This window comes from Planobispora rosea, assembly GCF_014648175.1.
Taxonomy (GTDB): Bacteria; Actinomycetota; Actinomycetes; order Streptosporangiales; family Streptosporangiaceae; genus Planobispora; species Planobispora rosea.
Genome location: NZ_BMQP01000044.1, coordinates 1 through 21,549, shown reverse-complemented (window position 1 = coordinate 21,549; position 21,549 = coordinate 1). Strand labels below are relative to the sequence as shown.

Below are 21,549 nucleotides of genomic sequence, written 5' to 3'. Positions count from 1 at the left end.
CTGTCGCTGCCCCGGGTCATGATCCGCCCGGGAGGTACGGCCCGCCGCGCCCGGGTCCGGCCTGTGATCCGTCCTCGTGCGCGTCCACCGTCCGGGGAGCTACATACCCCAAATAGGGGATTAGTCTGCTTTGTCGGGATATTCGTTCCGGTCTGCGGCCGGTCCGTCCCGCCCGGTCAGAACATCGAGATGTGCACGTGGTCGTAGTGGTTGGCGGTGATGCCGCCGCGGTCGGACATGAAGCGCCAGCCCGAGCCGTGGTTGATGCGCTGCCTCCAGATCACGTACTTGACGCCCAGCTTGGTCCGGTTCTTGATCGCCCAGGCGGCGATCTCGTCGCCGAGCTTCATCCCCGCGGCCGAGGGCATCGAGCCGCCCGAGCTCATCATGAAGTCGCAGGCGCGGCCGAGCGGGTGCTCGCCGAAGGTGTCGTAGCGGTAGCAGCCGACCACGTGGGTCAGGTTGAAGTACCGCTTGATGGTCTCCCGCATGTTCCGGGTCCGGTCGGTGATGTTGTCGGCGCCGTTGGGCAGCTGGGGGACCCAGGTGCCGTTGGAGCGGCGGCCGGAGCCGAGGGGGACGAGCGCTTCGAGCTTCTTCTTGATGTCGCGGATGACCTTCTCGGTCTCCTCGCGCCGGTCCTCGACCTCCTCGGCCTCCCCGCGGATCCGCTCGGTGAGCCGGGCGGCCAGCTCGGCGGCCTTCTTCCGCTCGTCCCGGCTGCGGGCGTAGCCCTCCAGGTGGGCGCTCTGCTGGGCGGTGAGCTGCTCCATCAGGGCGGCGCCGCTCAGGTCGTGGGTGAACAGCAGGGGCAGGCTGGAGGAGCCGCTCTGGTAGCGGAGCTGGGCGATGGCGTCGACCTCGCCCTTGGCCGCGGTCAGGGCCTCCTCGGCCTTGCGCAGGTTCTTCTTGGCGACGCCCTCGGCCTTCTGCGCCTTGGCGAGGGACTCGCGCTTGGCGGCGTAGGCCTCGATGAGGGTGTCGACCTTCTTGTTGAGCTTGGCCAGGTCCTTCCTGAGCTCGGCCTCGGTGGGCTTGGGAGCCGCGCTGCCCGCGCTGGGCACGCCCAGGGCGAACGCGAGTATCAGGGAAGCGGCCACGGCCGCACGGCGGCGGGGCGTGGCGGATGCGCGGGACGTGGGGGGCGCGGGGGACGCAGCCGCCACGAACTCTCCTCTCCTTCAGCCGGCCGGGTTAGCTGACGGGTTCGGGCCGGAGCAGCCCTTCCACGGAAGTGGTTCACCCCAGGTGCGATGGTTCCCCGGCTCCCGGGCGCTTTGCCCGGGATTAGGCATATCTGCTGTTCAAGCCGACGAATGAAGGATAGTAGTGGCAAAGCGGTGGTCATGCGACTTCAAGCCGATACAAACAGGTGATCAGCTTGTGACAACAGCGCGCAAAAGACGTGCTGCCTCCTCGGGAAGGACATCGTTCACGAAAGCCCCCATGGCCGACTCCGACCCGGCCAGGTACTTCAGCTTGCCCGGCGCCCGCCGTACGCTGAACAACTCCAGGTGCGTGTAGGCCAGGTCGCGGCCCACCCGGACCGGGGCCTGGTGCCAGGCCGCGACGTACGGCATCACCACCCCGAACAGCCCGTCCAGGCGGCGCAGCACCTCGGTGTAGAGGGGCCCGAACGCCGCGCGCTCGTCGGCGTCCAGCCCGGTCAGGTCGGGGACCCGCCGGTGCGGGTAGACGTGGATCTCGTACGGCCAGCGCGCCGCGGCCGGCACGAACGCCGTCCAGTGCTCGTTGGCCGCGACCACCCGCACCCCCGCCTCCCGCTCGGCGGCCAGGACGTCGGCGAAGAGGTCGCCGCCGGTCCGCTCCCGATGGCGCTCGGCGGCCCGCAGGGTCAGCGCGGTGCGCGGGGTCACGTAGGGGTAGGCGTAGATCTGGCCGTGCGGGTGGGTCAGCGTGATGCCGATCTCCGCGCCCCGGTTCTCGAAGCAGAAGACCTGCTCCACGCCCGGCAGCGCCGACAGCTCCGCCGTGCGGTCGATCCACGCCTCCATGACCAGTCCGACCTGCTCGGGGGAGAGCGCCGAGAACGAGGAGCCGTGGTCGGAGGTGAAGCAGACCACCTCGCAGCGCCCGGTGCCGGGACGGGCCTCGCTCAGCCCGCCCGGGGCGGTGAGGCCGGCGGGCCGGTCGGAGAACGACGGGAACCTGTTCTCGAAGACGACCACGTCGTAGGCGGCCGCGGGGATCTCGGTGAGCCGGCCCGGCACGGAGGGGCACAGCGGGCACTCGTCGGCCGGGGGCAGGAAGGTCCGGCCCTGCCGGTGTCCCGCGATCGCGACCCACTCCTCGGTGAGCGGGTCGTAACGCAGCTCCGAGGCGGGCGGGCGGGGCGGCAGCTCACGCTCGTCGATCGCGCCGCGGTCCGCGCTGTCGTCCCGGTCGAAGTAGATCAGCTCCCGGCCGTCGGCCAGGTGGGTGACGGTCCGCTTCATCGCTCCGCCACCCGGCTCTCCTCCTCGGGCCCGGCGATGACGAGCTCACCCGCCTGGGCGGAGAGCTCTTCGCGGGCGTCCTCCGGGAGACCGGGGTCGCTGATGATCACATGGGCCTCCGAGAGGGCGGCGATGGTGCTGATCCCGACCGTGCCCCACTTGCTGTGGTCGGCGGGGACGACGAGGCGGTGCGCGGAGGCGACCAGCGCGCGGTCGGTCTCGGCCTCCAGCAGGTTGGGGGTGGTGAACCCGGCGCGCGGGCTCATCCCGTGCACGCCGAGGAAGAGGGTGTCGACGTGCAGCCCCCGGATCGCCGCCACGGCGACCGGGCCCACCAGCGCGTCGGAGGGGGTGCGCACGCCGCCGGTCAGGATGACCGTGCGGTCCGCACGGGGGGAGCGGTGGAAGACCTCGGCGATCCGGATCGAGTTGGTGATGACGGTCAGCTCGGGCACGTCGACGAGGAGGCGGGCCAGCGTCCAGGTCGTGGTCCCCGCCGAGAGCGCGACGGCCGTGCCGGGCCGGACGAGCAGCGCGGCCCGCCGGGCGATCGCCTCCTTCTCGGCCTGCTGGCGGACCGACTTGGCGGCGAACCCGGGCTCCTCGGTGGAACCGGGCCCGGCGGCGGTGGCTCCGCCGTGGACCTTCTCCAGCAGTCCGCGCTCGGCCAGGACCTCCAGGTCCCGGCGGATCGTCATGTCGGACACGCCGAACTCGCGGACGAGGTCGGCGACCCTGACGCCGCCGCTGGCGCGGACCCGGTCCAGGATCGCCTGCTGCCTCTGTTGGGCGAGCATTGGCCACTCCTTAATCAAACATCTTCCACCAAAATATCACAGATAGATGCGGGGCGATGTTTGATTGTGCGGGACAACCGCTCACAGTCGGTCAAGCCTCACAGGCGGTCGAGCTCCGCGTGGATGTTGGCCCGCGCCGCCTCCTCCAGATCCGCCACCCGGAAGATCGACGGCAGGTCGAGCAGGGAGCGCAGCACGGCCGCCCGCCCGCTCCGGAAGGCGTCGTCGGGGACGAACGCGTACTCCTCGCGCACGGCCGCCGCGTAGGCCGCGTACACCTCCGGCGGCGCGGCCAGGATCGCCAGGTCGGCGTCGCACAACACGGCCCCGTCCGCGTCACCGGGCGCGGGGTCGTGGGTGACGGTCAGCCTGACCAGCCGCGCCACCGCGGCCACCGCCTCCGCGGGCAGACCCGCCTCCGGCAGCGCCCGCTCGGCCAGCCGGGCACTGCGCTCCTCGTTGTCGCTGCGCGCGGGGTCGTAGACGGCGTCGTGGAACCAGGCGGCGAGCCGTACGAGGTCGGGGTTGGCGGCGTGCCCGGCCAGCGCGTCGACGTGGTCGAGCACCGCCTCCAGGTGGGCGGCCGTGTGGTAGCGGCGGTGCGGCTCGCCGTACCGGGTGATCAGGTCGAGGCCGAGGGCCTCGGCGCCGGGGCCGGTCAGGGTCCGCCAGCGGTCCAGCAACTGTGCGCTCATGTCCGAGAGTGTCCTTGATTTCTTTGGGTCTTGTACGGCCTCGGTTCCCGGAGGAGTGTGAGAGCCGAGTCCACCGACGTCGCGGATGAAGGGCGGTCGAGCATGGCACGGCGAGCGCGCAAGGCCCGGGCACGCAAGAAGCGCAAGGCCAACCACGGCAAGCGCCCGGCGGCCCGGTAACGCGCCGTACGGAGGCGCCGGCGGCCGCCGCGCCACGTCCCGCCGTTCCGGTGCCGGGGAAGACCGCAGGCAGCGGTGCGGGGTGCGGTGGCCCGGTACGCGCCGGGATCAGGCGCGGCGGCCCCAGGAGGCCAGGAGCCTGGTCTGGGCGTCGGGGTCGGGCGGCAGAGGCTGCGGCTCGGCGATGACCCCGGCCTGGCGGTAACCCTCCTCGGCGCCGGCGAACCAGGCCGCGCAGGCCTCGACCAGCTCGGGGTCGAGCCGTTCGCCGGCGCCGATCGCACGGGCGAGGTCCCAGGTGTGGATGAGGGCGTCGGCGAACAGTTCGGTGATGTACTCGGCGCCGGGCACGTCACCGAACGACAGGTGGGTGACGCGCGTCAGAGCGTGCTCGGCGCTGGCCGCGTGGACGGCGGCCATGGCGGCGGCGTCGAACGCCTTCGGCGGGTCGTCGCCGAGCAGGTCGCCGTCGAAGATGTCGCCGACCTCCCCGACGCTCCGCCCGGCGAGCAGTTCCGGAACCCAGAGGCTCTCGCTCACCACGTGATTGACCAGGGCGCGGACGTTCCAGTCCACGCACGGTGTCGGGTTCTCCCACTGCCCTGGCCCGATCCGGTGCACGAGAACGCCGAAGTCGTCCAGCGCGCGGCGGTAGGCCTCGCGGACGTCGATGGTCATCCTGTCCTCCCGAGTCGTCAGTTCGACCGTAACCTCTGGGCGGCCAGTAGTCAGCGGGCTTGTTGGACATGACTGGTATGACTCGCAAAACATGCCGTACCCGATTGGTCGGCTTCATTTACCGGTCATGCCGGGACAGCCGGCCGGTCGACCCCCGGTCAGGGCAGGTTCTGCTCCGCCCAGACGATCTTCCCTTCCTGGGTCTGGCGGAAGCCCCACCGGCGGGCGACCCGGTTGACCAGGCGCAGGCCCCGGCCGCTGTCGTCGGTGCCGGTCACCTCCAGCATGATCGGCACCGCGGGGGAGCGGTCGGACACCTCGCACACCAGCCGCTGCCCGCGCAGCAGGCGCAGGCCGAGCGGCCCCTCGCCGTGCAGGACGGCGTTGGTGACCAGCTCGCTGACCACGAGTTCCGTCGTGTCGACGAGGGTGCCCCCCAATCCCCAGCCCGTGAGCGTGTCACGGGCGAAACGGCGCGCTCCGGACACCGACTCGGTCTCCGCGGCGAAGGAGAGCTCCGCCACCTCGTGCGGGGTCAGCTCCCGGACCCGGGCCAGCAGCAGAGCGATGTCGTCGCGTTCGTGCCCGGGGCGCTGCGCGCCGATCGTGAGGTCGCAGACCTCCTCCAGGTCGTCGTTCCAGTGCCCGAGCAGCCTGCGGAGCGCGCCGATGCCCTCGTCGATGTCGCGGTCGCGGCTCTCCACCAGGCCGTCGGTGTAGAGGGCGAGGATCGCGCCCGGGGGCAGGGTGATCTCGGCCGTCTCCGCCGGGGCGTCGCCGATGCCCAGCGGGAGCCCCGCGGGCGTCTCGACCACCTCGGTCTCGCCGTCCGGCCGGACCAGGACCGGCGGCACGTGCCCGGCCCGGGCGATCGAGCACAGCCGGGAGACCGGGTCGTAGACGGCGTAGACGCACGTCGCGATCTGCGTGGGATCCAGGTCCTGGCTCATCCGGTTGAGCCGGAACAGCAGCTCCCCCGGGGCCAGGTCCAGCCCCGCCAGCGTGCGGGCGGCCGTGCGGAGCTGGCCCATCGTGGCGGCGGCCCTGATGCCGTGCCCCATCACGTCGCCGACCACCAGGGCGACCCGGCAGCCCGGCAGCGGGATCACGTCGTACCAGTCACCGCCCACCCCGGCCAGGTCGCTGGCCGGCAGGTAGCGGGAGGCGATCGTCAGGCCCAGCGGCTGGTAGAGGTCGGCGGGCAGCAGGCTGCTCTGCAGCGTCAGCGCGGTACGGCGCTCGTGGCCGTAGAGCCGGGCGTTGTCCAGGCAGATCGCGGTCCGGGCGGCGAGGTCCTCGCCGATCGTCACGTCCTGCTCGTCGAAGGGCCGGCTCTCCGGTGTGCGGGTGAAGACGACGAAGCCCAGCACCCTTTCGCGCGCCGTCAGCGGCACCACCAGGAACGAGCTGTTCTCCAGCACCTTGGTCACCGTGTCGCGCTTCCAGAACCGGCCGATCCGCTCGGCGGTCCGGGCGTCCAGCCGGGGGTAGAGGATCGACTTGCCGGTCTCCATGGCCCGGGCGTACGGCGTCCAGGCCTCGTAGACGACCACCTCGTCCACCGGGAACGCCTCGCCGTACTCGCCGGGCGAGGCCGCCGCCACGCCGACCGCGATGCGCCGTACCAGCGCCGAGCCGTTGGTCGTGCGGTGCGGGAACTCGCCCTCGGTGACGAGCCGGTCCTGCACCAGGACGCCCGCCGCGTCGGCGAAGCGCGGCACGGTGACCTCCATCAGCTCCCGCCCCGTCTCGAACAGGTCCAGGGTGGTGCCGATCTTCTTGCTCGCCGCGTCCAGCAGCGCGAGCCGCTCCTGCAGGGAGGCCGGGCTTCCCATCCGCGGCTCGTCCCTCCCAGGAGACTTGGTAACGAAGCGACGGTTCAGGTTCATCCATCCCACCGGGGTGCGGGAATCGGCGTCCACCACGGGGTGAGCCCGAGATCCTCGGCGATGGCGTTGGCGCCGTTGTAGCCGGGGGCCGCGGAGACCGAGCCGCCGGGATGGCTGCTGGCCCCGCAGAGGTAGAGGCCGGAGATCGGGGTGCGGTACTGGCCCAGCTCGGGAACCGGGCGGTTGCCGCCGAGCTGGGCGGGTTCGTAGGCGCCGACGTGGTGGCTGCCGCGGACCATGTTGACGCAGTGCCGTTCGATGTCGAGCGGGGAGAAGAGCCGCCTGCCCAGGACGGTGCGGGCGGACAGGCCGGGGGCGTACTCCGCCCACTCGCCGAGGAGCCGCTCGGCGATCTCCTCGCGCCGCCGGTCCCAGGTGGCCGGGTCGCCGTCGAGCTCGTAGGGAGCCCACGGCCACCAGAAGGCCACATGTTTGCCGTGCGGTGCGTAGGAGGGGTCGAACAGGGTGGGACACGCCCCGTTGCCCGCCATCCGGTCCGGTAGCCGGCCCTGGTGGATCTGCTCGAAGGTACGGCTCAGCTCCCGGCTGCTGTCGGCGCCGAGCACGAACAGGAACGCCCGGTCCACGTCCGGCTCGAACGCGGCGGCGCGGTAGCGCGGCGCCTCGTCCAGGGCCAGGTGCAGCGAGACGATGCTGTGCCCCGCCCACTTGTAGGCCGCGACCTTGGCGGCGATCTCGGCGCCGAAGTTGTCGGGGCCCGCCAGCCGTACCGTCTGGGGGGCGTCCACCGCGCTGGCCACGAACCGCCGCGCGGTCAGGACGCCGCCGCCGGCGAGCCCCACCCCGGTGGCCCGGCCGTCGCCCACCAGGATCCGCTCGACGTGCCTGCCGGTGATCACCGTGCCGCCGTGCTCCTCGATCACCCGGCACAGCGCGTGCGCGACGTTCGCCGCGCCGCCCACGGGCAGGCCGAGCCTGGCGATGCGGGACAGCAGCCGCGGGAAGAACCCCCCGGTGCCGGGGACGTCCTCGATGGAGATCGCGTGCAGGAACGACTTGAACAGCACCCTGACCTGGTCGCTCTCGAAGTTCCGGTCCACGGCCTCGTAGAGCGAGAGCGGCACGTAGCTGAGCAGGTCGCGGCCCAGGTCGCCGCGGAGGCGCTCGGCCAGGACCGGGGGCGGCAGCGGCCGGGAGTAGAGGAAGCCGTTCATCAGCTTCCGGGCCGCCTCGGCGTAGCGTTCGTACAGCTCCAGCCAGCGTTCGGCGTCCGCGCGGGAGAAGCGGGCGAACGACTCGGCGGTGCGTTTGGGATCGGTGTAGACCGTGATCGCGCGGCCGTCCCTGAAGACGGTGGCGTGCTGCACCTCGGGATAGACGTAGCGCAGGCCGTACCGATGGAGTTCGAGGTCGGCGGGGACCGGGCCCTCCTCCAGGAAGTGGTAGTTGCTGTGGGTGTTGTGCCGGAAGCCCGGAAGGGTGAGCTCCTGCGTGCTGCAGCCGCCGCCCGCCACCTCGTTGCGCTCGACGACGGCGACGGACAGGCCGGCTCTGGCGAGATAGGCGGCGCAGGTGAGTCCGTTGTGTCCGCCGCCGACGATGATGCCGTCGAACTCCGTCACAGTCTCCTCCGGGGGGCGTTGACTATGCGTTTATCCAATAGTAAAGAACGATCTAGGTTTTAGGTCGTCATTCCCCGAAGAAGTTCGGGAAATCCATGCTTTTCCATGACCCTTCGATACGAGTTGACTTGACTGGATCTGAAGAGAGTTGTCAGACCCGGGAGGGCGCGGACGACTCCATGCCGGTCGGGGGCGGCGGAGGGGGCGTCGCTCCGGCGCGGGGTCTCGGGCACGGTGCGCCTCCAGGGGGTCGATGCTGACAGTGTCCGACACGTCACCCCTTGTAGTCTATCCCCCATATCTGCATTTCCGACGCGTACCCGAATATCTTTTCCAGCTTCCGTCCGGGGTGGTTGTGAAACCGTGCGGTTGTTCACGGAGCCACCTCGTTCATCTCGTTCATCTCGTCCATCTCATTCATCTCACCGCGCGGAGGCGTCGTGCCTGCGCGGCGGGCCGCGTGGGCGCCTCGACCGCATCGGTCGCACCGACCGCATCCACCCCGCCGGATTGGAGTGCGGGCTCTTCCTCGGTAGTGAGGCGGACTCTCATGATGTCCAAAAAAGAGAGCCGGGGAACCAGTATCGGTATGTTTCGCCGCGATTAGATGAATGTCGTTTCTGGCGGCTCCCATTCGGGGACGCCGCTGTCCGTCCGCGGGTGTGCCGTCCGTGCCGCTCCTCCGTCGGCCTGGTCGCCGGGCGACCACGGGCGCGCCTCTCCGGTGAATACGGACGCCCCTCCCCGGTGGACAGGAGCCGCGAGCGGTCAGAGAAATGCAAGGGCGCCTTGTGCTGAGAAGTCGCTCTGCGGCTCATCGGGCGGATATGGCGTCCTGGAAAATTGATTACATTTCGTGTTATGATGTATGAGTCATGACGAACAATCATGACTCCCGGCGGGCCCGTCTCACCGAGGATCCCGCACTGCATCCCGCGGTCTTCGCCGCCGCGTTCAACTCCGGCGACTCCAAGGCCGTCGACCGGGCGTACGAGGAGAACGGCATCGTCGTCCCGAGCCCCGGCCATCCCATGACCGGTCCCGGGCGGATCGCCGCCATCGAGCACCTGCTCGGTCTGGGCGCGCCGATCGAGGCACGCACACGGCACTCCTACGTCGCGGACGACATCGCCCTCCTCATCGTCGACTGGTCCATCCGCGGCACCGCGCGTGACGGCACCGACGTGCACTTCGAGGGAGCCGCGGCCGACGTCGCCCGGCGCGGCCCGGACGGGCTGTGGCGGTACGTCATCGACAATCCCTACGGAACCGCCTGACCGGCGGGCACAGAGAATCGGCGGACACGCGGAATCCGCGGAGCACGATGAAGCGTGAGGGCCGGGTCGCCGGATTCCCGGTGACCCGGCCCTCCGCGGGACGAGCGGGCGAGCGGCGAGAGGGGGAGGGGCTCCGGTCAAGCGCCGGGCACGGCCGGCGCCCAAGGAACGGCTCCGCCGCCTGATGGGAGGATGTGAAGATCGCATCCGCTCAACGGAAGAGAATCCCGCATGGCCGTCATCCACCACACCGTCCTCAAGCCGACCAAGCTGGAACTGCTCGCCTCCTGGCTGCCCTCCCGGCCGTGGTACTCCGGCGGCGCGGGCGGGCCCCGGCTGGTCAAGTCCGGCGGCTTCCGGCTGGACGACCCGCAAGGTGAGGTCGGCATCGAGTTCATGGTGGTCACCGACACCTCCGGCGCTCACCCGGCTGCCTACCTGGTGCCGCTCACCTACCGCGGTGCCCCGCTCGACGGAGCGGAGCACGCCCTCGTCGGCACCATGGAACACGGGGTGCTGGGGCGGCGCTGGGCCTACGACGGCTGCCAGGACCCGGTGCTGGTCGCCCAGCTGCTGGCTCTGATCGAGGGCCGGGCGCAGGCTCAGGACCAGAACATCAGCGACACCCCCGACCGGGAGGTCACCCGCTCCTGCCGCGGTGACGGCCCCGCCCTCGCGGACTTCGCCACCACCGAAGCCGTCGACGACCGGGAAGGCACCGAGTTGTCCGCGCCGAACGGTGCCGTCCTCCGCCTGCACCGGGTTCTGCACCCCGCCCCGGGCAGCGAGCCCGTCCTCCCGCCGGAGGCCGCCGGCCACGTCGGCGGCTGCTGGGACATGCCGGACGGCACCCGCGCGCGGGGGGTGTTCGCCGTCGTGCGCACCGGCCCCCGCGTCTAGATCCCAGCGAGAGGTGAGCCCGCAGGCCGGATGCCTGGAGAGCGGATGCCTGGAGAGCGGATGACGGCCTCGCAGGGGCCCCGCAGGGGCCCCGCGAGAGCTCGGAGGACCCCTCGGGCACAGAGGATCGGAAAACGTGACGAAGATCAAAGGGCCAGGTCTCCGGATGCCCGGTGACCTGGCCCTTCGTCATGTGAGCGGACGACGGGAATCGAACCCGCGTAGCCAGTTTGGAAGACTGGGGCTCTACCATTGAGCTACGTCCGCACGAACCGGTGTTGGTCTGGTCTAGACTTCATCCGGTCGTCAGGGCGTAATCGTACCGGAGATCCGGAGTGTGCGCGTACCTGACGCCGCGGGGTGTGGCGCAGCTTGGTAGCGCACCTGCTTTGGGAGCAGGGGGCCGCAGGTTCAAATCCTGTCACCCCGACCGTGAGGCGGAGGCCGGTTCACAGCGGAACCGGCCTTTTCCGTTTCCTCGCCTCCCCAGGGGCCGTTTCCTCGCCTCCGGAGGGCGGCCGCCGGGCTCAGCCGGGGGTGTCGGCGGTGAAGTGCACGCCGGAGAACTGCCCACGCCACTCGGTGACTTCCGGGGCGACCGCGGCCGGGTCGGTGCCGGGGTCCAGGGCGCGGGCGATGAGGGAGGCGAGGGCGGGCATGTCCGCCTCGGTGGCGCCGAGCCTGACGATCTCGGGGGTGCCGATGCGCAGGCCGTTGACGTCGCCGCCGATCGGGTCCACGGGCAGGCCGATGCCGCAGGCGAGCAGGTTCGCCCGGCGGAGTCTGCGGGCGGCGTGCTGGCCGCCGCCGTAACGGTGGGCGATGACCGCGAACTGGTGGGAGCGGGTGCAGCCGCGGTCGGCGGCGAAGACCGGGACGTCGAGGGAGAGCAACTCGGCCGCGAGCCGCCGGGCCGTGGCGGCCATCGTCCGCGCGTAGGCGGGCCCGGCGGCCTTCCAGTCCAGCAGGGTCATGGCGAGCGCCGCGGTCTTCCCGGCGTCGAAGTTGGCGGTCAGACCGGGGTAGGCGATCGCGTCGAGGTGCTCGGCGAGTCCGGCGTCGTCGGTGACGACGAGGCCGCCCGGAGGCCCTCCGAGGCTCTTGTAGGTGCTCATGGTGATCAGGTGCGCGCCCTCGGAGAGCGGCTGCGGCCAGGTACGGCCGGCGATCATGCCGCACAGATGGGCGGCGTCGAAGAGGACCTGGGCGCCGACCGTGTCGGCGATCTCGCGGATCGACGCGACAGGGTGGGGGAAGAGGTTGAGGCTGCCGCCGATGGTGATCAGCTGGGGACGCGTCTCGCGGACGAGGGATCGCAGGGCGTCGACGTCCACGGTGTATCCGTCCGGGGTGACGGGGGCGGAGACGGTGGTCAGGCCGTACAGGCCGGCCGCGCCCTGACCGTGGTGGGTGACGTGGCCGCCGATGCTCGGGGGCGGGGCGATGACGGTGTCGCCGGGCGCGCAGGTGGCCATGAACGCGTAGAGGTTGGCGAGGGCGCCGGAGCCGACGCGGACCTCGGCGTACGCGGCGCCGAAGACCTGGGCGGCCAGTTCGGCGGCGATGACCTCGATCTGCTCGATGGCCTCCAGGCCGGTCTCGTACTTGTCACCCGGGTAGCCCAGGGAGGGCCGTGTTCCGAGACCGGCCGAGAGCAGCGCCTCGGCCCGGGGATTCATGATGTTCGTGGCTGGGTTGAGGTTGACCGACTCCACGTCGTGGATGCGGCGGTTCTCGGCGGCCAGCCGTTCGATTTCGTGCTGCAGGACCGTGGCGGGCAGAGCGGTCACGGCCTCGGCGACGGAGCGCACCCGTTCCTCGGACGGGGAGGGAACCCAGGGGCGAGGTGTGAGGGCGGGGCTCATGGACGGGCCGCGCGACTCAGCGGGTGCCGCTGAAGAGGGCCCAGACGGCCTTGCCGCCGCGGTTGAGGTGGTCCCAGCCCCAGGAGTGGCTGTAGGTCTCGACGATGTAGAGACCGCGCCCGTTCTCGGAGATGAAGTCGGGCTCCTTGCGGACGGGGGCCTCGTCGCTGGGGTCGGCGACGGCCAGGAGCACGTGCGAGGGCGAGGTCAGGCGCAGCAGCAGCAGGGTGATGGGGTGGGCCGCGGTCCGGCTGGGAGGGCACAGCGCGTAACGGACGGCGTTGGTCACCAGTTCGGAGACGACCAGCGCCGCGTCGTCGCTGAGTTCGGCCAGGCCCCATTCGCTGAGGGTCGAACGGGTCACGTCCCTGGCGGTTTTGACGGAGTCGGCCTGCCGGGGAAGGGGACACGCCGTGGCGTCGGAGCGGTCGGCCACCAGGAAGGCGTCGAAGCCGATCTCGCGGGTCGCCTGCAGGCAGTCGGCAGCCGATATGGGCTCCTCCACCATCCTGCCGGTACCTCCCGCTGTCATGGTGAGTCTCCGTGATGGTTGAGAGTTTTCAGAGCTTGTGCGCCTTAAGCCCAATATGCACTAAGCCATCATGGGTCACGAGAACGCCTCCTGCAAGACCCAAATGCACGTGCAGCTGCAATGTGCAGCCGCATGGGCGAGCCCCGTAGAGAAGCGACGAATGGGGCCGTAGAGTTGGGACCTTGTCACGGCGGCCGGAAGTGGTGACACTGTGTCCGCTGGCCCACGTGAACAGGGAGGCGAAGTGACGCAGATCCACCAGGGGCCGGGGTCCGGTCCCACAGCTCTGCGTATCCTCCTGGGCTCCCAACTGCGCCGGTTGCGCGAGGCCGCCGGCCTCACGCGCGAGGAGGCCGGCCACCGGATCCGCTGCTCCGAATCCAAGATCAGCAGGATGGAGCTCGGGCGGGTCGGTCTGAGGGAACGCGATGTCGCGGACCTGCTCACCTTGTACGGAGTAGAGGACGAGGGGGCGCGCGCAGCCGTGATGGACCTCCTTCTCAGAGCGAACGAACCCGGCTGGTGGCACCGCTTCAACGACCTCCTCCCCAGCTGGTTCCAGACCTACGTCGGACTGGAGGAGGCGGCGTCCCGGATCCGCACCTATGAGGTGCAGTTCGTGCCCGGCCTGCTGCAGACGAAGGAGTACGCCAGGGCCGTCATCACCGCGGGAAGCGCCGGGGTCGCGCCCGAGGAGATCGCGCGCCGGGTGGACCTGCGCCTCGAACGCCAACGCATCCTGGAGCGCCCCGACGGACCGTTCTTCTGGGCGGTCATCGACGAGGCGGCGCTCCGGCGCCCCATCGGCGGCACGGACGTGATGCGGGCCCAGCTGGAGCACCTGATGGATCTCATGCGCCAGCCCAACATCACGATTCAGGTCATGCCCTTCAGCTTCGGCGGCCACAGCGCGGAGGGCGGCGCCTTCAGCATCCTGCGCTTCCAGGACCGCGAACTGCCCGACGTGGTCTACGTGGAGCAGCTCGCCAGCGCCCTGTACCTGGACAAGCGTGAGGACGTGGACCGCTACAGCGAGGTCATGGAGCGGTTGTGCGCGGTGAGCACCACGCCGGACGAAACGGTTGACATCCTTAAACGCATAATCAAAGAGAACTGAACGGCGCCGGTCGCTGCAAGGTATGGGTCTGCCCTAGACTGGCCTGCGGCGCTGGACACCCGCCACGGCGAAGCATGCCCTGATCGTGTGGCATGTCTCATGGCTGTGACCGGTGCCGCTCATGTGGGCGCGGCGCGCGAGCTTGCCGCGGTAGCCGTACGAATTGGCGCGCCCGCGATCACTCGAAGCTTGATCAAGGAGACCACCCCGTGAAGACCGCTGTCGAGGAGCTCAGCCCGACCCGGGTCAAGCTCACTGTCGAGGTGCCGTTCGAGGAGCTCGGCGAGAGCATGCAGGCGGCGTACAAGAAGGTCGCGCAGCAGGTGCGCGTCCCCGGTTTCCGCCCCGGCAAGGTTCCGGCCCGCATCATCGAGCAGCGCTTCGGCCGCGCGGTGGTGCTCGAGGAGACCCTCAACGACGCGGTGCCGAAGCTGTACGGCCAGGCCGTCGAGGAGAGCGACATCTTCCCGGTCAGCCAGCCGGAGATCGAAGTCACCAAGATCGATGACGGCGAGCAGGTCGAGTTCACCGCCGAGGTCGACATCCGCCCGAACTTCGAGATCCCGGACTACCAGGGCATCGAGGTCACCGTCCCGGTCGCCGAGGTGTCCGACGAGGACGTCAACGCCCAGTTGGACGCGCTGCGCCAGCGCTTCGCGACGCTGACCGGCGTCGAGCGCCCCGCGACCAAGGGCGACTTCGTGGTGATGGACCTCGCCGCCGCGATCGACGGTGTGAACATCGAGGAGCAGCAGGCCAACGACGTCTCCTACGAGGTCGGCGCCGGCTCGGTCCTGCAGGGCCTGGACGACGCGCTGGAGGGCATGGCCGCCGGCGACGTCAAGGAGTTCACCACCAACCTGGTCGGCGGCGCGAACGCCGGCGAGGAGGCCGTGGTGACCATCACCATCAAGAGCGTCAAGGAGAAGGTCCTCCCGGAGCTGGACGACGAGTTCGCCCAGCTGGCGAGCGAGTTCGACACCCTTGACGAGCTCAAGGAGAGCATCCGCGAGCAGGCCCGCCGCAACAAGCTCATCGACCAGGTCGTCCAGGCCCGGGAGAACGCCCTCGACGCCCTCCTGGACAAGATCGACATCCCGCTGCCGGAGAGCGCGCTCAAGACCGAGATCGACAGCCGCAAGCACAACCTCGAGCACCAGATCGCCGAGAGCGGCCTGAGCAAGGAGGCGTACTTCCGCCTCTACCAGACCACCGAGGAGGAGCGGAACGCCGAGATCGAGAAGACCTCGGCCAAGGCCCTCAAGACGGGCTTCGTCCTCGACAAGATCGTCAAGGCCGAGGAGCTCGGTGTCAGCGAGCAGGAGCTGACCAACTTCGTGGTCCGCCGCGCCATGCAGATGAACGTCGCCCCGAACGTGCTGGCCCAGCACCTGGCCGACAACGACCAGCTCACCCTGGCCATGGTCGAGATCGTCCGTGACAAGGCCAAGAGCGTCGTCGGCGACGCCGCCAAGGTGGTCGACGAGGCCGGCAACGAGGTGGACCTCAAGGCCATCTACACCGAGATCAACGGTGAGGCCCCCACGGAGGAGCCCGCCGCGGAGCAGGCCGAGGAGAAGGCCGCCGAGTAACCCCCGGCAGGCCCTGCGACGACGCGTATGACACCCCCGTCCGTGTTCCCACGGCGGGGGTGTCGTCGTCTGCGGCGCGCCTTCCCCGCATGCGCTGTCGGCGAACAGCACGTGGAGGGGGCATGTCCGGCAGGCGGGGCGCGTTAAGGTCACAAGCAAAGCCAATCGATTACGACGCATCGGAAGGTGACGCTGTGACCAGCCCGCCGACCTTCTACCAGCCGACCGGCTCGGGCCCTGAGTCGATGAGCCAGCCGAACGGCTCGTTCAGGCTCGAAGACCAGCTCTACCAGCGGCTGCTGCGCGAGCGCATCATCGTGCTGGGCACCCAGGTCAATGACGAGATCGCCAACCGAATCTGTGCCGAGCTGCTGCTGCTGGCGGCCGACGACGCCGACCGGGACATCTGGCTCTACATCAACTCGCCGGGCGGTTCAGTGACCGCCGGTATGGCGATTTACGACATGATGGAGTACGTGCCGAACAACGTGTGCACGGTCGCGATGGGTCTGGCCGCCTCCATGGGCCAGTTCCTGTTGTGCGCCGGCGCGCGTGGCAAGCGCTACGCCCTGCCGCACGCCCGCATCATGATGCACCAGCCGTCCGGTGGCATCGGCGGCACCGCCGCCGACATCGCCATCCAGGCCGAGCAGATGCTCTACGTCAAGAAGACTCTCGCCGAGCGCATCGCCTTCCACACCGGCCAGGACCTGGCGCAGATCGAGTCCGACTCCGACCGTGACCGCTGGTTCACGGCCGAGGAGGCCAGGGACTACGGCTTCATCGACCACGTCGTCCGGAGCGCCCGCCAGGTGCCCTCCGAGGGCGCCGTCTCCTGAAGGGGCACACAAGGTGAGTGAGTTGATCCGGCCGGGAGACATCAACGGCCGATACGTTCTTCCCTCCTTCGTCGAACGCACGTCGTACGGCGTCAAGGAGATGAATCCGTACAACAAGCTCTTCGAGGACCGCATCATCTTCCTCGGGGTGCAGATCGACGACGCCTCGGCCAACGACGTGATGGCCCAGCTGCTGACCCTGGAGTCGCTCGATCCCGACCGCGACATCAGCATCTACATCAACTCGCCGGGCGGCTCGTTCACCGCCATGACGGCGATCTACGACACGATGCAGTTCGTCCGGCCGGAGATCCAGACGGTCTGTCTCGGGCAGGCGGCCTCGGCGGCCGCGGTCCTGCTGGCCGGCGGCACGCCGGGCAAGCGGTTCGCCCTGCCGAACGCCCGCATGCTCATCCACCAGCCCTCCACGGAGGGCGGGGGCCAGGGCAGCGACATCGAGATCCAGGCGCGCGAGATCCTGCGGATGCGGGCGCTCCTGGAGACGCTCGTGGCGCAGCACTCGGGCAGGACGCCCGAGGACGTCCGCAAGGACATCGAGCGCGACAAGATTCTCAACGCCGAGGAAGCCAAGGCGTACGGGCTGATCGACGACATCATCCCGTCGCGTAAGAAGCTTGCCAAGGCCGTCGCCTCCTAAAGGGGGTAGATTGCATCGGAACGGTGCCCAATTGGGCACCTTCCGGTGCGACTCGCCGTCAGGGGGCTCACTGAGGGCTCAGAAGACGGTAACGTCGAAACCTGAGCGGGATGGCTATTCGTACCGGGATCGGGCCGGTCGGAAGAAACGGACCGCGACAGCCAGGGCGGTCCCACGCAAAGGAGTATCTGGGGTGGCACGCATCGGCGACGGGGGAGACCTGCTGAAGTGCTCTTTCTGCGGGAAGAGCCAGAAGCAAGTCAAGAAGCTCATCGCCGGGCCCGGCGTATACATCTGCGATGAGTGCATCGATCTCTGCAACGAGATCATCGAGGAGGAGCTCAGCGAGTCCTCCGAACTCAAGTGGGACAGCCTGCCCAAGCCGAGGGAGATCTACGAGTTCCTCGACGCCTACGTCATCGGGCAGGACAAGGCGAAGAAAGCCCTGTCGGTGGCTGTCTACAACCACTACAAGCGGGTGCAGTCCGGAGAGCGCGGGCGTGACGACGGCCTGGAACTGGCCAAGTCGAACATCCTGCTCCTGGGCCCGACCGGTTCCGGCAAGACACTGCTCGCCCAGACGCTGGCGAAGATGCTGAACGTCCCGTTCGCCATCGCCGACGCCACCGCGCTGACGGAGGCGGGCTACGTGGGTGAGGATGTCGAGAACATCCTGCTCAAGCTGATCCAGGCCGCCGACTACGACGTCAAGAAGGCCGAGACCGGCATCATCTACATCGACGAGGTCGACAAGATCGCCCGTAAGAGCGAGAATCCGTCGATCACCCGTGACGTCTCCGGCGAGGGCGTGCAGCAGGCCCTGCTGAAGATACTGGAGGGCACCACGGCGAGTGTGCCGCCGCAGGGCGGACGCAAGCACCCGCACCAGGAGTTCATCCAGATCGACACCACCAACGTGCTGTTCATCTGCGGCGGAGCCTTCGCCGGCCTCGAAAAGATCATCGAGTCCCGGGTCGGCAAGAAGGGAATCGGCTTCAACGCCGTCATCCGCTCCAAGGAGGACATCGACACCTCCGACGTCTTCGGTGACGTCATGCCCGAGGACCTGCTGAAGTTCGGCATGATCCCCGAGTTCGTCGGCCGTCTCCCGGTCATCACGAGCGTGCACAACCTCGACCGCGAGGCGCTCATCCAGATCCTGACCGAGCCGCGCAACGCCCTCGTCAAGCAGTACCGCCGCCTGTTCGAACTGGACAACGTCGAGCTCGAGTTCACCGACGACGCTCTGGAGGCCGTCGCCGACCAGGCGATCCTGCGCGGCACCGGCGCTCGCGGCCTGCGGGCGATCCTGGAGGAGGTCCTCCTGTCGGTGATGTACGAAGTACCCTCCCGCCAGGACGTGGCGCGCGTCGTCATCACCCGGGAGTCGGTGCTGGAGCACGTCAACCCGACCCTGGTACCCCGCGACCAGCTCGCCAAGCAGCGCACTCCGCGCGAGAAGTCGGCATAAGCCCCACAGCGTACGGCCGGCGCCCCCGCGGAGACACTCCGCGGGGGCGCTGCCGTAGGTGAACCCGTTACCGTTCGAACGTCCTCGACAACCGTCCCTAGAATTGGACACCGTGACGATGCCAGAGCTGCCAACCCAGTACACACCCGCCGACGTCGAGACCCGCAGCTACGAGCGCTGGGTGGCGAACGGATACTTCACCGCGGACCCGGGCAGCGAGCGCGAGCCGTACACCATCGTCCTGCCCCCGCCGAACGTGACCGGCGTGTTGCACATCGGCCACGCGCTCGACCACTCGATCCAGGACGCGCTGACCCGCCGTGCCCGCATGCGCGGCTACGAGACGCTCTGGCTGCCGGGCATGGACCACGCGGGAATCGCCACGCAGAACGTCGTCGAGCGTGAGATCGCCAAGGAGGGCCTGTCCCGCCACGATCTCGGGCGCGAGGCGTTCGTCGAGCGCGTCTGGCAGTGGAAGGAGGAGTCCGGCGGCCGGATCCTCGGCCAGATGAAGAAGCTCGGCGACGGCGTCGACTGGTCGCGCGAGCGCTTCACCATGGACCCCGGCCTCTCCCGCGCCGTTCAGACCATCTTCAAACGGCTCTTCGACGACGGGCTCATCTACCGCGCCGAGCGCATCATCAACTGGTGCCCCCGCTGCCTGACCGCGCTGTCCGACATCGAGGTCGAGCACAGCGAGGACGAGGGCGAGCTCGTCTCGATCCGGTACGGCGAGGGCGAGAACTCCATCGTGGTCGCCACCACCCGGGCCGAGACCATGCTGGGCGACACAGCGGTGGCCGTCCACCCGTCCGACGAGCGCTACGCCCACCTGGTCGGCGGCGAGGTCGAGCTTCCGCTGACCGGGCGGCGCATCCCGATCGTCGCCGACGAGCACGTCGACCCGGCCTTCGGCACCGGAGCCGTCAAGGTCACCCCCGCGCACGACCCGAACGACTTCGAGATCGGCCGCCGTCACTCCCTGCCGTCGCTGACGGTCATGGACGAGCGCGGCGTGATCACCGCGCACGGCCCGTTCCAGGGGCTCGACCGTTTCGAGGCCCGCCCCGCGGTGGTCGCGGCGCTGCGCGAGCAGGGCCGGATCGTCGCCGAGAAGCGTCCCTACCTGCACTCGGTCGGTCACTGCTCACGCTGCAAGACGGTGGTCGAGCCGCGGCTCTCCCTGCAGTGGTTCGTCAACGTCTCGCCGCTGTCCAAGGCCGCGGGCGACGCGGTCCGCGACGGCCGGACGAAGATTCACCCGCCGGAGCTGGCCAAGCGCTACTTCGACTGGGTCGACGACATGCACGACTGGTGCATCTCGCGGCAGCTGTGGTGGGGCCACCGGATCCCGGTCTGGTACGGCCCGGACGGCGAGGTCGTCTGCGTGGGCCCCGACGAGCAGGCACCCGAGGGCTACGTCCAGGACCCCGATGTCCTCGACACCTGGTTCTCCTCGGGCCTGTGGCCGTTCTCCACCCTGGGCTGGCCGGACCGCACGCCTGAGCTGGAGAAGTTCTACCCCACCTCGGTCCTGGTGACGGGCTACGACATCCTGTTCTTCTGGGTCGCCCGGATGATGATGTTCGGCCTGTACGCCATGGACGGCGAGCCGCCGTTCCGGACGGTCGCGCTGCACGGCATGGTCCGTGACCAGTACGGCAAGAAGATGTCCAAGTCGTTCGGGAACGTCGTGGACCCGCTCGACTGGGTCGAGCGCTTCGGCGCCGACGCCACCCGCTTCACGCTGCTGCGCGGGGCCAACCCCGGCTCCGACGTCGCGATCAGCGAGGAGTGGGCGGGGGGCTCCCGGAACTTCTGCAACAAGATCTGGAACGCCACCCGGTTCGCGCTGATGAACGGCGCCACGGTCGGAGAGCTGCCGGTGGCGGAGCTCACCGCGGCTGACCGGTGGATCCTCTCCCGTCTGCAGGAGGTCGTCGCCTCGGTGGACGAGGCCTTCGAGGAGTTCGAGTTCGCCAAGGTCTCCGACCTGCTCTACCACTTCGCGTGGGATGAGGTCTGCGACTGGTACGTCGAGCTGGCCAAGATCCAACTCGCCGCGGGCCAGGAGCACACCCGGCTGGTCCTCGGGCACGTCTTCGACGCGCTGCTCCGGCTGCTCCACCCGCTGGTGCCGTTCGTCACCGAGGAGCTGTGGCGGGCCGTCACGGGCGGCGAGTCCATCGCCGTCGCGCCGTGGCCCACGGTTCAGGAGTCCTTCCGCGACCGCGCCGCGGAAGAGGAGATCCTCGCGGTCCAGACACTGGTCACCGAGGTCCGCCGGTTCCGTTCGGACCAGGGACTCAAGCCCGGCCAGCGGGTCGCCGCCCGGCTGTCCCTCTCCGGTACGGCTCTCGCCTCGCACGAGGGTGCGATCCGCTCGCTGCTCCGCCTGGACCAGCCGGCGGAGTCGTTCACCGCGACCGCCCGGCTGGATGTGGGCGGCGTCCTCGTGGAGATCGACACGGCGGGGACGATCGACGTGGCCGCCGAGCGCAAGCGCCTGGAGAAGGACCTCGCCGTGGCCCGGAAGGAGGCCGCGCAGGTCGCGGCCAAGCTCGGGAACGAGCAGTTCATGGCGAAGGCGCCGGATGACGTGGTGGCCAAGGTCCGGGCCCGCGCGGCCCAGGCCGACCAGGACATCGCCCGGTTGACGGCTCAGCTGGAGGCCCTGCCAGCCGGTGGGCCCGCCGCCGGGCCCGCGGCCGGCTGAACCCGTGACCGACCGAACCCGCGCTTGAACGGAACCCCGGAGTCTGTTGACTCCGGGGTTCCGTGTTTGGGGCTCTCTGGGGGAGGGAAGACCTAGTTGTTACCGGCGAATGGCTCATGCCATCCGGAAAGGCTGCTAATGTTCTTGGTGCAGGGAGCGACCCTGCCTCCCTCTCTCCAAACTTCCGACATTTCGGGCATGTTCGCACGATTGGACATGAACCGGATGGTGGAGTAAGGTAGAGGGGTTGCCTCGGAGACGGGGCAGTCGCAATCCGGATGGATGTGCTCGAACGGGTCAGATT

At 69.5% G+C, this 21,549-nt stretch carries 18 protein-coding genes, 2 tRNA genes and 1 riboswitch; of the genes, 10 read left to right on the top strand and 10 right to left on the bottom strand.

What is annotated here, in order from left to right:
- Positions 1 to 176: 176 nt before the first annotated feature.
- The 4 genes from IEZ08_RS31690 to IEZ08_RS31675 all read right to left on the bottom strand — a co-directional run bounded on the left by IEZ08_RS31690 (position 177) and on the right by IEZ08_RS31675 (position 3,948).
- Positions 177 to 1,100, bottom strand: a complete 924-nt coding sequence (locus IEZ08_RS31690) for a coiled-coil domain-containing protein (protein ID WP_084780544.1) — start codon at positions 1,098 to 1,100, stop codon at positions 177 to 179.
- 69 nt (positions 1,101 to 1,169) lie between these two features.
- Positions 1,170 to 1,304, bottom strand: a riboswitch (cyclic di-AMP (ydaO/yuaA leader).
- 72 nt (positions 1,305 to 1,376) lie between these two features.
- Entirely contained in the window at positions 1,377 to 2,456 is a 1,080-nt protein-coding gene (galT, locus tag IEZ08_RS31685) for a galactose-1-phosphate uridylyltransferase (RefSeq protein ID WP_189243563.1), read from the bottom strand.
- The gene (locus IEZ08_RS31680) at positions 2,453 to 3,253 is read right to left on the bottom strand and encodes a DeoR/GlpR family DNA-binding transcription regulator (RefSeq protein WP_189243562.1); all 801 of its coding nucleotides are present in this window, start codon (positions 3,251 to 3,253) and stop codon (positions 2,453 to 2,455) included. The genes galT and IEZ08_RS31680 overlap by 4 nt, the downstream gene beginning before the upstream one ends.
- Before the next feature lie 98 nt (positions 3,254 to 3,351).
- Complete coding sequence (locus IEZ08_RS31675) at positions 3,352 to 3,948, bottom strand: HD domain-containing protein (protein WP_068925741.1); 597 nt, start codon at positions 3,946 to 3,948, stop codon at positions 3,352 to 3,354.
- A gap of 57 nt (positions 3,949 to 4,005) precedes the next feature.
- Here IEZ08_RS31675 and IEZ08_RS40405 point away from each other — a divergent pair, with 57 nt between their 5' ends.
- Positions 4,006 to 4,128, top strand: coding sequence for a 50S ribosomal protein bL37 (locus tag IEZ08_RS40405; RefSeq protein ID WP_268249386.1), 123 nt, complete (start codon positions 4,006 to 4,008; stop codon positions 4,126 to 4,128).
- A 108-nt stretch (positions 4,129 to 4,236) separates the two neighbouring features.
- Here IEZ08_RS40405 and IEZ08_RS31670 read toward each other — a convergent pair whose 3' ends face one another.
- The 3 genes from IEZ08_RS31670 to IEZ08_RS31660 all read right to left on the bottom strand — a co-directional run bounded on the left by IEZ08_RS31670 (position 4,237) and on the right by IEZ08_RS31660 (position 8,278).
- Positions 4,237 to 4,806 (bottom strand): TIGR03086 family metal-binding protein, encoded by a 570-nt coding sequence (locus IEZ08_RS31670; RefSeq protein WP_068925739.1) that lies wholly within the window; start codon positions 4,804 to 4,806, stop codon positions 4,237 to 4,239.
- A gap of 158 nt (positions 4,807 to 4,964) precedes the next feature.
- A complete protein-coding gene (locus IEZ08_RS31665) occupies positions 4,965 to 6,641 on the bottom strand; it encodes an ATP-binding SpoIIE family protein phosphatase (protein WP_229803735.1) in 1,677 nt (558 codons plus the stop codon).
- A gap of 50 nt (positions 6,642 to 6,691) precedes the next feature.
- Positions 6,692 to 8,278, bottom strand: a complete 1,587-nt coding sequence (locus IEZ08_RS31660) for a phytoene desaturase family protein (RefSeq protein ID WP_068925738.1) — start codon at positions 8,276 to 8,278, stop codon at positions 6,692 to 6,694.
- Between the two features lie 875 nt (positions 8,279 to 9,153).
- Between IEZ08_RS31660 and IEZ08_RS31655 the strand changes: the two genes are divergently transcribed.
- A complete protein-coding gene (locus IEZ08_RS31655) occupies positions 9,154 to 9,555 on the top strand; it encodes a YybH family protein (protein WP_068925736.1) in 402 nt (133 codons plus the stop codon).
- Positions 9,556 to 9,786: 231 nt separating this feature from the next.
- Positions 9,787 to 10,455, top strand: a complete 669-nt coding sequence (locus tag IEZ08_RS31650; protein WP_068925734.1) for a maltokinase N-terminal cap-like domain-containing protein — start codon at positions 9,787 to 9,789, stop codon at positions 10,453 to 10,455.
- 196 nt (positions 10,456 to 10,651) lie between these two features.
- On the opposite strand, the gene IEZ08_RS31645 is transcribed toward IEZ08_RS31650, so the two are convergent.
- Positions 10,652 to 10,722: transfer RNA gene (locus IEZ08_RS31645), tRNA-Gly, on the bottom strand.
- An 89-nt stretch (positions 10,723 to 10,811) separates the two neighbouring features.
- Here IEZ08_RS31645 and IEZ08_RS31640 point away from each other — a divergent pair.
- A tRNA-Pro gene (locus IEZ08_RS31640) sits at positions 10,812 to 10,885 on the top strand.
- Between the two features lie 97 nt (positions 10,886 to 10,982).
- On the opposite strand, the gene glyA is transcribed toward IEZ08_RS31640, so the two are convergent.
- Both glyA and IEZ08_RS31630 read right to left on the bottom strand, forming a co-directional pair.
- Positions 10,983 to 12,266, bottom strand: a complete 1,284-nt coding sequence (glyA, locus tag IEZ08_RS31635; protein WP_203863571.1) for a serine hydroxymethyltransferase — start codon at positions 12,264 to 12,266, stop codon at positions 10,983 to 10,985.
- 70 nt (positions 12,267 to 12,336) lie between these two features.
- On the bottom strand, positions 12,337 to 12,852 hold the full coding sequence (locus IEZ08_RS31630; RefSeq protein ID WP_229803733.1) for an ATP-binding protein: 516 nt from the start codon (positions 12,850 to 12,852) through the stop codon (positions 12,337 to 12,339).
- Between the two features lie 244 nt (positions 12,853 to 13,096).
- On the opposite strand from IEZ08_RS31630, the gene IEZ08_RS31625 reads away from it, so the two are divergent.
- The 6 genes from IEZ08_RS31625 (at position 13,097) to IEZ08_RS31600 (ending at position 21,245) form a co-directional block, all read left to right on the top strand.
- Complete coding sequence (locus IEZ08_RS31625) at positions 13,097 to 13,969, top strand: Sco1979 family transcriptional regulator (protein ID WP_189243560.1); 873 nt, start codon at positions 13,097 to 13,099, stop codon at positions 13,967 to 13,969.
- A gap of 209 nt (positions 13,970 to 14,178) precedes the next feature.
- Positions 14,179 to 15,561, top strand: coding sequence for a trigger factor (gene tig, locus IEZ08_RS31620; protein ID WP_068925730.1), 1,383 nt, complete (start codon positions 14,179 to 14,181; stop codon positions 15,559 to 15,561).
- Positions 15,562 to 15,755: 194 nt separating this feature from the next.
- Positions 15,756 to 16,400, top strand: a complete 645-nt coding sequence (locus IEZ08_RS31615; RefSeq protein WP_141704197.1) for a ClpP family protease — start codon at positions 15,756 to 15,758, stop codon at positions 16,398 to 16,400.
- Positions 16,401 to 16,413: 13 nt separating this feature from the next.
- Positions 16,414 to 17,058: an ATP-dependent Clp protease proteolytic subunit gene (locus tag IEZ08_RS31610; protein ID WP_068925729.1), complete on the top strand. Its 645-nt coding sequence runs from the start codon at positions 16,414 to 16,416 to the stop codon at positions 17,056 to 17,058.
- A 193-nt stretch (positions 17,059 to 17,251) separates the two neighbouring features.
- A complete protein-coding gene (gene clpX / locus IEZ08_RS31605) occupies positions 17,252 to 18,529 on the top strand; it encodes an ATP-dependent Clp protease ATP-binding subunit ClpX (protein WP_068925728.1) in 1,278 nt (425 codons plus the stop codon).
- A gap of 118 nt (positions 18,530 to 18,647) precedes the next feature.
- Positions 18,648 to 21,245 carry a valine--tRNA ligase gene (locus tag IEZ08_RS31600; RefSeq protein ID WP_068925726.1) on the top strand — a complete coding sequence of 866 codons (2,598 nt, stop codon included), beginning with the start codon at positions 18,648 to 18,650 and terminating at the stop codon, positions 21,243 to 21,245.
- The last annotated feature ends 304 nt before the right edge of the window (positions 21,246 to 21,549 follow it).

Bases quoted from the DNA above. Each gene is read 5' to 3' on its own strand.
- galT (WP_189243563.1), bottom strand. From the start codon at position 2,456: ATGAAGCGGACCGTCACCCACCTGGCCGACGGCCGGGAGCTGATCTAC.
- IEZ08_RS31680 (WP_189243562.1), bottom strand. From the start codon at position 3,253: ATGCTCGCCCAACAGAGGCAGCAGGCGATCCTGGACCGGGTCCGCGCC.
- IEZ08_RS31675 (WP_068925741.1), bottom strand. From the start codon at position 3,948: ATGAGCGCACAGTTGCTGGACCGCTGGCGGACCCTGACCGGCCCCGGC.
- IEZ08_RS31670 (WP_068925739.1), bottom strand. From the start codon at position 4,806: ATGACCATCGACGTCCGCGAGGCCTACCGCCGCGCGCTGGACGACTTC.
- IEZ08_RS31665 (WP_229803735.1), bottom strand. From the start codon at position 6,641: ATGGGAAGCCCGGCCTCCCTGCAGGAGCGGCTCGCGCTGCTGGACGCG.
- IEZ08_RS31655 (WP_068925736.1), top strand. From the start codon at position 9,154: ATGACGAACAATCATGACTCCCGGCGGGCCCGTCTCACCGAGGATCCC.
- IEZ08_RS31650 (WP_068925734.1), top strand. From the start codon at position 9,787: ATGGCCGTCATCCACCACACCGTCCTCAAGCCGACCAAGCTGGAACTG.
- IEZ08_RS31630 (WP_229803733.1), bottom strand. From the start codon at position 12,852: ATGACAGCGGGAGGTACCGGCAGGATGGTGGAGGAGCCCATATCGGCT.
- IEZ08_RS31600 (WP_068925726.1), top strand. From the start codon at position 18,648: ATGCCAGAGCTGCCAACCCAGTACACACCCGCCGACGTCGAGACCCGC.